The sequence below is a fragment of the Streptomyces sp. NPDC002076 genome, assembly GCF_053593835.1.
In genome coordinates this window covers 39,887-52,749 of the sequence record NZ_JBSFDI010000028.1, presented here as the reverse complement: position 1 = coordinate 52,749, position 12,863 = coordinate 39,887, and the positions used below count along the sequence as shown (strand labels likewise).

At 71.0% G+C, this 12,863-nt stretch carries 16 protein-coding genes; 6 read left to right on the top strand and 10 right to left on the bottom strand.

Annotated elements, in window-relative coordinates:
* Positions 1-5: 5 nt before the first annotated feature.
* Positions 6-1,175 (bottom strand): FAD-dependent monooxygenase, encoded by a 1,170-nt coding sequence (locus tag ACWCQS_RS39480; protein ID WP_451008963.1) that lies wholly within the window; start codon positions 1,173-1,175, stop codon positions 6-8.
* An 81-nt stretch (positions 1,176-1,256) separates the two neighbouring features.
* Between ACWCQS_RS39480 and ACWCQS_RS39475 the strand changes: the two genes are divergently transcribed.
* The 3 genes from ACWCQS_RS39475 (at position 1,257) to ACWCQS_RS39465 (ending at position 2,983) form a co-directional block, all read left to right on the top strand.
* Positions 1,257-1,847, top strand: a complete 591-nt coding sequence (locus ACWCQS_RS39475; RefSeq protein WP_451008962.1) for a TetR/AcrR family transcriptional regulator — start codon at positions 1,257-1,259, stop codon at positions 1,845-1,847.
* A 43-nt stretch (positions 1,848-1,890) separates the two neighbouring features.
* Positions 1,891-2,403: a DinB family protein gene (locus tag ACWCQS_RS39470; RefSeq protein WP_451008961.1), complete on the top strand. Its 513-nt coding sequence runs from the start codon at positions 1,891-1,893 to the stop codon at positions 2,401-2,403.
* A gap of 115 nt (positions 2,404-2,518) precedes the next feature.
* Positions 2,519-2,983, top strand: a complete 465-nt coding sequence (locus ACWCQS_RS39465; RefSeq protein ID WP_451008960.1) for a hypothetical protein — start codon at positions 2,519-2,521, stop codon at positions 2,981-2,983.
* Between the two features lie 18 nt (positions 2,984-3,001).
* Here ACWCQS_RS39465 and ACWCQS_RS39460 read toward each other — a convergent pair whose 3' ends face one another.
* The 7 genes from ACWCQS_RS39460 to ACWCQS_RS39430 form a co-directional block, all read right to left on the bottom strand.
* On the bottom strand, positions 3,002-3,451 hold the full coding sequence (locus tag ACWCQS_RS39460; RefSeq protein WP_451008959.1) for a hypothetical protein: 450 nt from the start codon (positions 3,449-3,451) through the stop codon (positions 3,002-3,004).
* Between the two features lie 122 nt (positions 3,452-3,573).
* Positions 3,574-4,257 (bottom strand): uracil-DNA glycosylase, encoded by a 684-nt coding sequence (locus ACWCQS_RS39455; RefSeq protein WP_451008958.1) that lies wholly within the window; start codon positions 4,255-4,257, stop codon positions 3,574-3,576.
* Between the two features lie 105 nt (positions 4,258-4,362).
* The gene (locus ACWCQS_RS39450; protein ID WP_451008957.1) at positions 4,363-5,937 is read right to left on the bottom strand and encodes an ABC transporter substrate-binding protein; all 1,575 of its coding nucleotides are present in this window, start codon (positions 5,935-5,937) and stop codon (positions 4,363-4,365) included.
* A 187-nt stretch (positions 5,938-6,124) separates the two neighbouring features.
* On the bottom strand, positions 6,125-6,892 hold the full coding sequence (locus ACWCQS_RS39445) for an SDR family oxidoreductase (RefSeq protein ID WP_451008956.1): 768 nt from the start codon (positions 6,890-6,892) through the stop codon (positions 6,125-6,127).
* A 13-nt stretch (positions 6,893-6,905) separates the two neighbouring features.
* Entirely contained in the window at positions 6,906-7,667 is a 762-nt protein-coding gene (fabG, locus tag ACWCQS_RS39440; RefSeq protein WP_399178871.1) for a 3-oxoacyl-ACP reductase FabG, read from the bottom strand.
* 149 nt (positions 7,668-7,816) lie between these two features.
* Positions 7,817-8,266 (bottom strand): DUF3037 domain-containing protein, encoded by a 450-nt coding sequence (locus ACWCQS_RS39435; protein WP_451008955.1) that lies wholly within the window; start codon positions 8,264-8,266, stop codon positions 7,817-7,819.
* The gene (locus tag ACWCQS_RS39430) at positions 8,263-9,027 is read right to left on the bottom strand and encodes a HipA family kinase (protein WP_451008954.1); all 765 of its coding nucleotides are present in this window, start codon (positions 9,025-9,027) and stop codon (positions 8,263-8,265) included. Before ACWCQS_RS39430 ends, ACWCQS_RS39435 begins: the two co-directional genes overlap by 4 nt.
* Positions 9,028-9,188: 161 nt before the next feature.
* On the opposite strand from ACWCQS_RS39430, the gene ACWCQS_RS39425 reads away from it, so the two are divergent.
* The gene (locus ACWCQS_RS39425; RefSeq protein ID WP_451008953.1) at positions 9,189-9,680 is read left to right on the top strand and encodes a Rieske (2Fe-2S) protein; all 492 of its coding nucleotides are present in this window, start codon (positions 9,189-9,191) and stop codon (positions 9,678-9,680) included.
* Between the two features lie 6 nt (positions 9,681-9,686).
* Here the strand turns inward: ACWCQS_RS39425 and ACWCQS_RS39420 are convergent, their stop codons facing one another.
* Positions 9,687-10,331, bottom strand: a complete 645-nt coding sequence (locus ACWCQS_RS39420; protein WP_451008952.1) for a cysteine hydrolase — start codon at positions 10,329-10,331, stop codon at positions 9,687-9,689.
* A gap of 118 nt (positions 10,332-10,449) precedes the next feature.
* Between ACWCQS_RS39420 and ACWCQS_RS39415 the strand changes: the two genes are divergently transcribed.
* A complete protein-coding gene (locus ACWCQS_RS39415) occupies positions 10,450-10,920 on the top strand; it encodes a pyridoxamine 5'-phosphate oxidase family protein (protein WP_450985495.1) in 471 nt (156 codons plus the stop codon).
* A 3-nt stretch (positions 10,921-10,923) separates the two neighbouring features.
* On the opposite strand, the gene ACWCQS_RS39410 is transcribed toward ACWCQS_RS39415, so the two are convergent.
* Entirely contained in the window at positions 10,924-11,826 is a 903-nt protein-coding gene (locus ACWCQS_RS39410) for a LysR family transcriptional regulator (RefSeq protein ID WP_451008951.1), read from the bottom strand.
* 74 nt (positions 11,827-11,900) lie between these two features.
* Here ACWCQS_RS39410 and ACWCQS_RS39405 point away from each other — a divergent pair, with 74 nt between their 5' ends.
* A complete protein-coding gene (locus tag ACWCQS_RS39405; RefSeq protein WP_451008950.1) occupies positions 11,901-12,833 on the top strand; it encodes a DMT family transporter in 933 nt (310 codons plus the stop codon).
* Positions 12,834-12,863: the final 30 nt, after the last annotated feature.

Here is a 12,863-nt window from a genome sequence, read left to right as displayed (position 1 = left end):
CTCCCCTACCGCTCGATTGCCTCTCCGGCAGCATACGGGGGCCGCCAGCCGGCGATGTCGTCGAAGCCGCGCAGGAGGAGCGCGGGTGCGGCCTTGGACAGGGCCGCGATCACGGTGTCGCGTACGGCGACGGCGACGGGGTCGCCGGCCATGTTCACGCGGGCGGCCTTGACGGCCCGGCGGGCGATCGCGGTGGTGCGCGGCAGCCGGGCGGCGGTGTAGGCGGCGAGGTCACCGCTGTGGTGGGCGAGCACGACGGCGTCCTCGATGGCCTGGTTGCCGCCCTGGCCGAGGGTCGGCGGCATGGCGTGGGCGGCGTCGCCGAGCAGGGCCACCCGGCCGAAGTGGTAGGCGGGCAGGGGCGTGACGATGTGGTGGACGTCGTGCCGGAGGACGTCCTCGGGGCGGACAGCGGCGAGCACGGCGGGGATGGGGTCGTGCCAGTTGCCGAACAGGCGCAGGAGTTCGGCCTTCTCGTCGTCGGGCGCCCGCCCGCCGGCCGGGGTCATGGCCGCCGCATAGGCGTAGACGCGGCCGTCCTTGACCGGGTGGGTGCCCCAGATGCGGCCCCGGCCCCAGGTCTCGTGCGAGGCGAACTCCACGCCGGGCACCGGGGTAAGCACCCGCCAGGTGGTGAACCCCGCGTACACCGGGCCGGGATGGTCCGGGAACAGGGCGCCGCGGACGCGGGAGTTGATGCCGTCCGCGCCGACCACCAGCTCGGCCTCCAGTTCGTCGTGGCCGATGCGCACCCGGGCGGGCCGCCCGCCGTCGCCGGGGTCGGCGAGATGCGCGGCGGTAGCCGTGCGGACGGCACCCGGCGGGAGCAGGGCGGCGAGGCGGTCGACCAGGGCGGCGCGAGGCAGCAGGACCAGCGGGCCGCCGAAACGGGCGGACGCCGCCTCGGCGCTGGACCGGGACAGCCACCGCCCGCCCGGCGTACGCAGTCCGCCGTCCCCCTGCCAGGCAGCCAGATCCCGGATCTCCTCACCGATGCCGAGCACGTCCAGGGCGCGCAGGGCGTTCGGCGCGAGTGAGATGGCCGCGCCGACCGGCTCCAGGGAGCGGGCCCGCTCCAGCACGCTCACCTCCCAGCCCCTGTGGTGGAGAGCCGCCGCCGCGGCCAGACCTCCGATGCCGCCACCGATGACGATCGCGCGCCCCGACCGAGCCATGGCTCCTCCGAAACTCCTCGAACTACATCTGTAGTGAGTGCGACTCTACTACAGCCGTAGTGAGACAGATAGGGTCACCTCATGTCCGTACGCACCCCCAGTGCCTCCCGAGCCGACCTGGTCGCCGACGCAGCCCTCGCCCTGCTCGCCGAGCGTGGGATGCGCGGGCTGACGCACCGGGCGGTGGACGAGGCGGCGGGGCTGCCGCTCGGCTCGACGTCGAACGTGGCGCGCACCCGGCAGGCCCTGCTGGAACTGACGGTACGGCGGCACGCCGAGCGTGAGGCCCGGGTACTGGACCTGGCCGAGATGCCGGATCCGAGCGGCGGACCCGACGCGCTCACCGACGGGCTGGCGCTGGCCGTGCACCGCTCCCTGACCCGGGGCCGCGACCTGCTGATCGCCCGCTACGAACTCGCCCTGGAGGCCACCCGCCGCCCCGAACTGCGCGCCTTCTACGACCGGACCGGTGCCGTCTTCAGGGAGCAACTGGCCGCGATGCTCACCGCCGTGGGCTCACCCGACCCGGCCCGGCATGTGCTGTCCCTGGTCGCCTGGGCGGACGGGCTGATGTTCTCCTGCGCGGCGGGGTCGTTCAGCGCTGATCAACCGGGCCTGGAGGACATCCGCAAGGGCCTGCGGGAACTGCTCGCGGGGATGCTGGGCCGCTGAAAACCCTTGGTGGGGGGCATGGAACCTCGGCGAGGATACGGGCATGACGACCGAACGCCGAGAGCCCGCCCTGAACGCCGGTGAACGCGCCATGCTGGAGGGCTGGCTGGACTACCACCGCCGGACGCTGGCCTGGAAGTGCGAGGGCCTGACCGACGAGCAACTGCGGACCGCGTCCGTGCCGCCCTCCGAGCTGTCCCTCATGGGCCTGGTGCGGCACATGGCGGAGGTGGAACGCGGCTGGTTCCGCAAGGTGCTCGTGGGCGACGACCCCGGCCCGATCTACTACACGGAGGACGACCGGGACGGCGAGTTCCATCTCACCGAGGCCGACACCTGGCAGGAGGCGTACGCGACCTGGCAGGCGGAGATCGAGATCGCCCGGCGCAACGCGGCCGGCTTCGCTCTCGACGATCCGTCCAAGGGACCGAGCAGGTTCAGCGACGAGCCGTTCAGCCTGCGCTGGATCTACACCCACATGATCGAGGAGTACGCCCGGCACAACGGCCACGCCGATCTGATCCGCGAACGGATCGACGGCACCACCGGCGACTGAACGTCAGCCCCGTCACCCCGAACCCCTCCGTACGGGGCACGAGATCACCCGTGCGGGGGCAACAACCTCGGCTCCCTGGTGCCAACCCGGGCACCGAACCAGCAGAGTTGACCGGGTGCATCGAACGACGACCACCACAGCGCTCCTGGTCACCGTGGCCGTCTCGGCCCTCTCCGGCTGTGTGACGGTACAGCGCCCCGCGGCACCCGCGCCACCGAGGGACATGGCCGCCTCGCTCCCGACCGCACCCCGGCCGGACGGCAGCGCCAAGCCACGGATGGTACAGGCGCCGGCCCAGGAGGCACTGGAGATGACGGGGCCGTCCCGGCGCCCGAGGCGCGCCACGCCGGCCACGCCGCAGCCGACGGTGGAGGCACCCCGGGTCGTACATCAACCTCCGGCGGCTCCCCCAGCTCCGTCAGGTCCCCACGAGCGCCCCCGGCGGTCGCACACCGCCGCCCCGGACCTGTCGAACGCGGTCCCGAAGGCCCCGAACGTGTGCGCCCTGGGGGGGCAGTACGGCGGCTGGCGAGCAGACAGCCCGGAGGCGGAGATCTGCGAGCAGACGTACGGCCACTGAAGCGCACCCCGGAGGGCGTCAGTCACCCAGCCGCGACTCCAGCCGCCCGATCGCGGCCCATACCCCATCGCCGTACCCGTCGTCGGGCAGGACGTCCGCGGCATCGCGCGCCCGTCGCAAATGGCTGCGGGCCGCCTCGTCCCGGCCCAGCTTCACATAGTCGGCGGCAAGATCGAGATGGAGCGAGGGGACCAACCCCCGCACGCTCGGCGGGGCACCCCGGTCCTCCGCCGCCGACAAGGCCCTGAGATCCCAGGCGAGTTCGTCCTCCGGGTCGTCCTGGGTGTCCGCGAGGTAGTGGGCCAGGGTGCAGCGGTGCAGTGGGTCGCCGTCCTCGCCGATCTCCGCCCACAGGTTCAGAAAGCGGCTGCGGGCCTCCTCGCGGTCGCCGCCGTGGTGCAGCATCACGACCTGCCCGATCCGCGTCAGCAGGGCATCCGGTGCCGCCTGCTCCTGTTGCTCCGCCACGGGGGCCCTCCGGGCTGTCGACCGTTGTGTGGTCCTGACGCTAAACGGCGCCGTCTGGATTCCTCGGCAGGCGGCGCCGATGTGGCTCGGGCCGGTGGTCGGCTTCGAGGCGCCCCCTGTCCTCAGCCCAGAGCCGGGATGCGCCAGTCGATCGGCTCATGGCCCTGCGCGGCGATCGCCTCGTTGATCTGGGTGAAGGGGCGGGAGCCGAAGAACTTCTTCGCGGACAGCGGCGAGGGATGCGCGCCCTTGACCACCACATGCCGCTTTTCGTCGATCAACGGCAGCTTCTTCTGCGCGTAGTTGCCCCACAGGACGAAGACCGCCGGGTCGGGGCGGGAGGCCACCGCGCGGATCACCGCGTCGGTGAACTTCTCCCAGCCCTTGCCCTTGTGCGAGTTGGCCTCGCCGGCCCGGACCGTGAGGACCGCGTTGAGCAGCAGCACGCCCTGCCGGGCCCACGGCATCAGATAGCCGTTGTCCGGGATCGGCAGGCCCAGCTCCTCCTTCATCTCCTTGTAGATGTTGCGCAGGGAGGGCGGGGTCTTCACGCCGGGGCGAACCGAGAAGCACAGGCCGTGGCCCTGGCCCTCGCCGTGGTACGGGTCCTGGCCCAGCACGAGGACCTTGACCTGCTCGTACGGCGTCGCGTCGAGCGCGGCGAAGACCTCCTCGCGCGGCGGGTAGACGGGACCCTTCGCCCGCTCCTCCTCGACGAACTCGGTCAGCTCCTTGAAGTAGGGCTGCTGCAGCTCGTCGCCCAGAACCCCGCGCCAGGACTCGGGCAGCATGGCGATGTCGGTCACGTCAACGTCCTCATGGTCGATCGACTACGTCGTGCGGTCACTTGCAGGATTCAGAACCTACAGGTGACCACTGACAATCGCTGCCGCAAGGGCCGTTCACCGGGCTCACCAGCTGGTCTTGCGGTGCAGCGCCCACATCATCATGATCGTCGACGGGTCGAGGGCCTGCTCGCCGCCGGAGATGTCCTCGCTGGCGGCGATGAACTGCCGGCCCTGCCACAGCGGGATCAGCCGCGCGTCGTCGACGAAGATCTGCTGGGCCTGCTCCATGTCCTTGACCGTCTGGGCGCGGTCGCTCTCGGCACGCGAGTGGGGCAGCAGCTTGTCGGTGATCTCCTTGGCCGGGTAGGGCGTACCGAGCGCGTTGTGCTCGCCGACGAACGGGGCGATGAAGTTGTCCGCGTCGGGGAAGTCGGGGAACCAGCCGCGGCCGAACACCGGGTACTCGCCCTTCTGGTAGCCGACCACATAGGTCTTCCAGGGGCGGCTCTTGAGCGTGATCGTGAACAGCCCGGAGGCCTCCAGCTGCCGCTTCAGCTCCTGGAACATCAGCGCGGTCTCGGAGCCGTAGCGGTCGGTGGTGTACCAGAGGGTGAGCGGCACGGGCTGGTGGATGCCCGCGTCGGAGAGGATCTTGCGGGCCTTGGGGACGCTCGGGTCGCCGTAGTTGTCGAAGAAGCCGGTGGTGTGTCCGGTCAGGCCCCTCGGGACCATCGAGTACAGCGGGTCGACGGTGTCCTTGTAGACCTTGTGCGCGATGGCACCCCGGTCGACGATCTGGGCGACGGCCTTGCGCACGGCGGGCTGCTTGGCCCAGGGGTCCTTGGGGTTGAACACCAGGTAGCTGATGTCGATGCCGGAGCCGTCGACCAGCTGGAGGTTGCTGTCGCTGTGCTGTTGGAGGGCGAGGATGTCGTCGGCGGCGAGGCCGCGGTAGGTGACGTCGATCTGCTTGTCCCGCAGCGCCTTGACCATCTGGGCCGAGTCCTGGAAGTAGCGGATGGTCACCGCGTCGTTCTGCCGCTTGGCGAAGCCCTGGTAATTGCCGTTGGCGACGAGGACGACCTGCTTGCCCTCCGAATAGGACTGGACCTTGTACGGCCCGGAGCCGTAGACGTTGTCGTCCTTGCGCAGGGAGCGCGCGGGGTAGTCGTCCGGGTCGACGATGGACATGGCGGGCGTGGCCAGCACGAACGGGAAGGTGGCGTCGGGCTGGTTGAGGTGGAAGACGATCTCGCGGTCGCCGAGCGCCTGCACCCGGTCCAGGCTGCCGAGCAGACCCGCGGGGCCGCCGGGGGCGTCGATCGTACGGATGCGGTCGATGGAGTGCTTGACGGCCTGGGCGTTCAGCGGGTCGCCGTCGGCGAACTTCATGCCCGCGCGCAGCGTGCAGCGGTAGGTGCGGCTCGACGTGTCGGTGAAGGAGCAGCTCTCGGCGGCGTCGGGCTGGGGAGCGGCGGCACCGCTGGGGAAGGCCATCAGCGTCTGGAAGATGTTGCGGTACAGCTCCCAGGAGCCGTCCCAGGCGCCGGCGGGGTCCAGCGTGCTGGGGGCGCTGGTGGTACCGACGACGATGGGGCCCTTGCCGTTGTTGTTGTCGGACAGCAGGCTGCAGCCGGCCACCAGGGATATGGACGCGATCGCCGCGACTCTCCGCAGGAATCGGTTCCGGTTGAACACGCGCACGCTCCTCGATCTGCCATACCAAGGGTCGGCAGACCATACCGCAGCGTTCGACGCCCTGAACCTCCCCTGAAACGAGGCTTCTTGATCGATTTCGCGATGACGACGTTGTCAGTCCGCTGTGCGGATTCCATACGGTGTTCCGGGCGCCGATCCGTCCGAAAATCGGCGCCCGGAAGTTGGCTCAGCCCACGCCGGCGTTCAGGAAGATGCCGCCGTCCACGACGAGCGTCTGACCGGTGATCCAGTCGGACTGCTCGGAGGTGAGGAAGGCGGCGGCCCCGCCGATGTCGGAGGGCACGCCGAGCCGGCCGAGGGGGTAGGCGGCGGCCGCCTCCTCCTCGCGGTTCTCGTACAGCGCCTGCGCGAACCTGGTCTTGACCACGGCCGGGGCGATCGCGTTGATCCGCACCCTGGGCGCGAACTCGTGCGCCAGCTGCTGGGTCAGATTGATCATCGCGGCCTTGCTGACGCCGTAGGCGCCGATGAACGGCGAGGGCGCGAGGCCCGCGACCGAGGCTATGTTGACGATCGCGCCGCCGTTGTCCTTCTGCCAGGCGTGCCAGGTCTTCTGGGCGAAGCCGAGCGCGGAGATCACGTTGGTCTCGAAGACCTTGCGGGCCACGTCCAGGTCGAGGTCGGCGATCGGACCGAAGACGGGGTTGGTGCCCGCGTTGTTGACCAGGAAGTCCAGGCGGCCGAAGGCCTCCATGGTGCGCTCGACGGCCTCGGCCTGGTGGGCCAGGTCGTGCGCCTTGCCGGCGACGCCGATGACCCGGTCGGAGCCGAGCTTGTCGACGGCCTCCTTCAGCGCGTCCTCGTTGCGGCCGGTGATGCACACGCGGTCGCCACGGGCGACGAGCGCCTCGGCGACGCCGTAGCCGATGCCGCGGCTGGCGCCCGTGACGAGGGCGACCTTGCCCGAGAGCTCGGGGAGTTCAGCGGAAGTCATGTACCCGATTCCCTTAGTTGAGCGGTCCGCCGGCGACGTACAGCACCTGGCCGGAGACGAAGCCGGCCGCCTCGCCGGTGAAGAAGGCGATGGCGTTGGCGATGTCCTCGGGCTCGCCGACGCGCTGCACCGGGATCTGGGTGGCGGCGGCCTTCTTGAAGTCGTCGAAGCCCATGCCGACGCGGTCGGCGGTGGCCTTGGTCATCTCGGTGGCGATGAAGCCGGGGGCGACTGCGTTGGCGGTGATGCCGAACTTGCCCAGCTCGATGGCGAGGGTCTTGGTGAAGCCCTGGAGGCCGGCCTTGGCGGCGGAGTAGTTGACCTGGCCGCGGTTGCCGAGCGCCGAGGAGGAGGAGAGGTTGACGATCCGGCCGAAGCCCGCGTCGACCATGTGCTTCTGGACGGCCTTGGTCATGAGGAAGGAGCCGCGCAGATGGACGTTCATGACGGTGTCCCAGTCGGAGACGCTCATCTTGAACAGCAGGTTGTCGCGCAGCACGCCCGCGTTGTTGACCAGGATCGTGGGGGCGCCCAGCTCCTCGACGATCCGGGCGACGGCCGCCTCGACCTGCGCCTCGTCGGACACGTCGGCGCCGACCGCGATCGCCTTGCCGCCGGCCGCGGTGATCTTCTCGACGGTGTCCTTGCAGGCGGCCTCGTCGAGGTCGATCACGGCGACCGCGCGCCCCTCGGCGGCCAGTCGTACGGCGGTGGCGGCGCCGATGCCGCGCGCCGCGCCGGTGACTACCGCGACCCGCTGTTCAGTGGTGGACATTGCTGCTTCTCCTCGCCCTTGAGAGAACCTGTCGGGGCCCTCGGAACCGAGCCCCTCGTGCGGTGAGCGACCGCTTAGTACCTTCAGTACACGTGACGCTAGAAGCCCTGGCACCCGGTGTCAACGGCACACCGGGCGCGTGTGATCCATTACCTCACCAAGAGGTCCAGCAACCGCTCCGTCTCGGCGGCCGGGTCGGTGGTCAGGCCGGTGTGCACGGGACCGGGCTGGACGATGGTCGAGCGGGGCGCGATCAGCCAGCGGAAGCGGCGGCCCGCGTCGTCCCCGGCGGCCTGCCCGGCCTCCTCCCCGCCCGCGCAGTGGCGCTCGATCGCACCGAGCGCCGCCCGGATCCCGGCCAGGTCCGCCTCCGGGTCCAGGGCGAGCAGCCGGGCCTCGTCCAGATGGGTACGGGCGCCGACGTAGCCTCGCGCGCGGCTGTAGACGACGACGCCCGCGTTGATGCACTCGCCGCGCTCCACGCGCGGTACGACCCTGAGCAGCGCGTACTCGAACACGTCCCGGTCGCCGCCCTGGCCCGCCCGGGTGATGTGCCGCTCGGTGACATGGCCGGCCATGTGGATGTGGGTCTCGCTCACTTGGTCCCCTCGATGCCGGTGATGCGTTCGGCGATGACGGCCGCCCGCGCGAGCAGCGGGCCGGCGTAGGCCCGGCGCAGGTCGTCCGGGGTGTCGAAGCCGGGCTCGTCGGTGAGCCAGGCGTCCGGGATCTCGGCGGTGACCTCGGCGAGCAGGTCCTCGGTGACCCGGGGCGCCAGGGCGGCCGCGGCGGCGGCGACGTCCGGGGCGAAGCGGGCGAGGGCGTGGTCGGCGGCGTCGTAGGGGCGGGCCGCGGAGGCCTCGGCGGAGGGCCAGTTGTGGTGCCAGATCATGGTCGCGCCGTGGTCGATGAGCCACAGCTCGCCGCGGTGCACCAGGAGGTTCGGATTGCGCCAGGACCGGTCCACGTTGTTGATCAGCGCGTCGAACCAGACGATCCGGCCCGCTTCCTCGGGGCTCACCGGGAAGGCGAGCGGGTCGTAGCCGAGGGCGCCGGAGAGGAAGTCCATGCCGAGGTTGCTGCCGCCGCTGGACCTGAGCAGGTCCTGCACCTGCTGTTCGGGTTCGCCGAGGCCCAGGACCGGGTCCAGCTGGACGGTGACCAGGCGGGGCATCCGGAATCCGAGGCGGCGGGCGAGTTCGCCGCACACCACCTCGGCGACCAGTGTCTTGCGGCCCTGTCCGGCGCCGGTGAACTTCAGGACGTAGGTCCCGAAGTCGTCGGCCTCGACGAGCCCCGGCAGCGAGCCTCCCTCACGCAGTGGCGTGACGTAACGGGTCGCGGTGACTTCCTTGAGCATCGCCCCAGGTTACTGGTGGCGGCCGACAGCAGGCCCACAGCGGGCGCCTACGGCCGCCTCATACCCGGACGGCAAGGATCTGGCTGCCCGTCTGAACGGGCGGCGCCCGGGCGCCGTACCCCTGGACGGATCACGAGAAGCTCCGCGGAAGGGAATCCCACATGACCAGCGCCTCGTCCCAGCCCCTCGCCGGACCGGCCCGCCGCACGGTGGTGGCGGCGGCCGGAGCGGCGGGGCTCGCCGCCGCGCTGACCGCCTGCGGTTCCGGCGACAACAGCTCGTCCGACACGGTCAACACCGGGTCCGGTTCCTCCGGCACGACCGGCTCCACGGGAGCGTCGCAGAACAGCGGCGGCTCCACCGGGGGCGCCGCGCTCGCCAAGACCTCCGACATCCCCGAGGGTGGCGGGAAGGTCTTCAAGGACCAGGGCGTGGTGGTCACACAGCCGGCGGCGGGCACGTTCAAGGCGTTCTCGTCCAAGTGCACCCATCAGGGGTGCGCGGTCGGCAGTGTGGCGAACGGCGTGATCGTCTGTCCGTGCCACAACAGCCACTTCTCCGCCGAGGACGGAAGTGTGAAGCAGGGCCCCGCCACCCAGCCGCTGCCCGCGGCGAAGATCACCGTCTCCGGCGACGAGATCAAGCTGGCCTGAGCCGGCTCAACCGCGCGGGCGCGGCCGTTTCAGACAGCCGAGCACCTCGTCGGTGGTCGAGACCGTGGCGACCAGCGCGAGGGTGTGCCGGATCATCGCGGAGGTGTACTCGGCGGGCACCCCCGCGACGGCGTCGGCCGGGACGACGGCGGTGTAGCCCAGGTTGACCGCGTCGAACACCGCGTTGGGTATCGCCACATTGGCGGAGACACCGGTGACGATCAGTGTGCGGCAGCCGAGGTTGCGCAGCAGGGCGTCGACGTCGGTGCCGTGGATCGGGGACAGGCCGTGCAGCCGTCGTACGACGAAGTCCTCCTCGGTGACCTCGATCGGGGGCGCGACCCGCACCGCCGTAGTGCCGCTCAGCTGCTGCACGGGAAGCCGCTCGGCGGCCCGGAACAGCCGGGCGTTGCGGCTCGCGCCCCGGCCGTCCGGGCGGCGCTCGGCGATCGCGTGGACCACCTGGACACCGGTCTCGTGGGCGGCGGCGACCAGCCGGGCCACATTGCGCAGTGCGCCGGAGGAGCGGGCCTCGCGGGCGAGTTCGGGCAGGGCGCTGTCCGGGCCGACGACCCCCTGCTGGCACTCCACGGTGAGCAGGACGGTGCTCACGGGGTCGAGGAGTTCGCCGAGCTGTTCGTACGACGGCATGGCGCGCCCCCTTGAGACGATCCCGTTGAAACCGGCCTGTTCTCTTTTCTGACGTGATGTCAGAGGATCACCAGGACACCATAGTTCTCTGGCACGACGTGGGAGAAGAGGGGGCCGCATGACCGTCACTGAGCAGCGCCGGGGCCGGAAGATCATGATGACGCCCGGCGAGCTGGACGAGTTCCTCACCAGTCAGCGCACCTGCCGGGTCGCGACCGTCTCGGCGGACGGCGCGCCGCATGTGAGCGCGCTCTGGTTCGCCTGGGACGGCACCTCGCTGTGGCTGTACTCGGTGGTGCGCAGCAGGCGCTGGGCCCAGCTGCGCCGCGATCCGCGGGTGGCCGTCGTGGTCGACTCGGGCGAGGAGTACGACCAGTTGCGCGGGGTCGAGCTGTCCGGCCGGGTGGAGTTCGTGGGAGAGGTGCCGCGCACCGGAGAGCTGTGCGCCGAACTCGACACGCCCGAGACGCTGTTCGCACGGAAGAACTTCGGGCTGGACGAGATGCCGCACGACGGCCGCCACGCCTGGGCCCGGCTGACCCCGGAGAAGATCGTCTCCTGGGACTTCCGCAAGCTGGGGTCGCCGTAGGGCTCAGCCGACCTTCTGTGCGGCCGCGCGCAGGGCCTCCACCGCCGCCCGGATCGAGGGGCGGCGGTCGGCGTCCGCTCGCCAGACCACGTACACGTGCCGGCGCACCCGCTGCTTGAGTGGCACGAGGACCACGCCCTCCGGGACGGGATGCCGGCCCAGCAGCGGCGCGATGCACACACCCAGTCCGGCGGCGACCAGACCGAGCTGGGTGTGGGTCTCGCCCGCGCGGTGGCCGACGATCGGCTCGACGCCCTTGGACCGCAGGGTGAACATCAGCCACTCGTGGCAGAACTCGCCCTCGCCCCAGGTGATCCACTCGTCCTCGGCGAACTGAGTGAGGTCCACCTCGTCCCGGCCGGCGAGCCGGTGCCCGGCCGGCATGGCGACCTCGGCCGGGTCGTCCAGCAGGGGTGCCTTGACCAGGCCGTCGGGCACGGGCATCGGCTTGTTGTACCAGTCCAGGACCACCGCGAGATCGAGATCGCCCCGCACGACGGCCGCGATGCCCTGCTCCGGCTCCAGCTCGCTGGAGCGCACGCGCAGCCCGGGATGCCGGGCCCGCAGCGCGCCGAGCGCGACCGGGAAGAGCCCGCGAGCGGCGGTCGGGAACGCGGACAGCCTCAGCTCGCCGACGACCTGCCCGCGATGCGCCTCCAGGTCGGACTCGGCGAGCTCGACCTGCGACAGGATGCGCGCCGCATGCTCCGAGAGCAGCCGGCCGGCGTCGGTGAGCCGCACCCCCCGGCCGTTCTTGGCGAGCAGCTGCTGGCCGATCTCGCGCTCCAGCTTGCCCAGCTGCTGGGAGACGGCGGATGTGGTGACGTGCAGCGCGTCCGCGGCCGCGCTCACCGAGCCGTGCCGGGCGAGGGCGTCCAGGGTGCGCAGGCGCTCCAGGTTCAACATGTAAGGGATTCTAAGAGGTACCAGGTGGGAAATGTCGATTGTGCTACGAGGTTGCCTCCAGCATCCTTGAGGCCATGAGTACGGCCACCGCACCCACGACCCAGTCCCTCGCCCCCGCCCGGCCCCGCGCCCGCCTCGACTGGCGACTCCGCTTCGGCGCGCTGTCCCTGATCTGGGGCTTCAGCTTCCTGTTGATCAAGGTGGGCACGGAGGGCTACGCACCCTTCCAGGTCACCCTCGGGCGTCTGGTGTTCGGTACGGCGGTGCTGGCGGCGGCGATGGCCGTCAAGCGGGAGAAGCTGCCGCGCGGCGCCCGGCTGTGGGGGCATATGGCGGTCGCCGCGTTCTTCCTGAACGCGCTCCCGTTCTCGCTCTTCGCCTATTCCGAGCTGACGATCCCGTCCACGCTGGCCGGCATCTGCAACGCCACATCGCCCCTGTGGGGCATGGCCCTGTCGCTGGTCGCCCTCTCCGAGGACCGGCCGACCCGGGTTCGCGTGGCCGGGCTCGGGCTGGGATTCCTCGGGGTGCTGACGGTCCTGGGCGCGTGGCAGGGCTTCCATGGGCTCGACGCCACGGGTACGGCCATGGCCCTGCTGGCCTCGCTGAGCTACCCGGTGGGCTGGATCTACGTGCGGCGGACGCTCGCGGGGACGGGCAACTCCCATCTGTCCATGACGGGGGCGCAGTTGCTGCTCGCGACGCTTCAGCTGGCGGTCGTCACCCCGCTGTTCGCCGGGTTTCCCACGCATGTCTCGCCGGTGCCGCTGCTCGCGATCGCCGCGCTGGGCGCCCTGGGCACGGGGCTGGCGGTGCTGATCCAGTACGGCCTGGTCGCCGAGGTCGGCCCGACGACCGCGCAGATGGTCACGTACTTCATCCCGGTCATCGCCACGGCGGCCGGTGTGGCGATTCTCGGGGAGTCGCTGCGGTGGACCACCCCGGTGGGAGCGTTGATCGTTCTTGCGGGGGCCGCGCTCACTCAGGTGCGGCGCAAGAGCGCCTGATGGGGAGGGGTGCGGGGCTGTATCGATGTG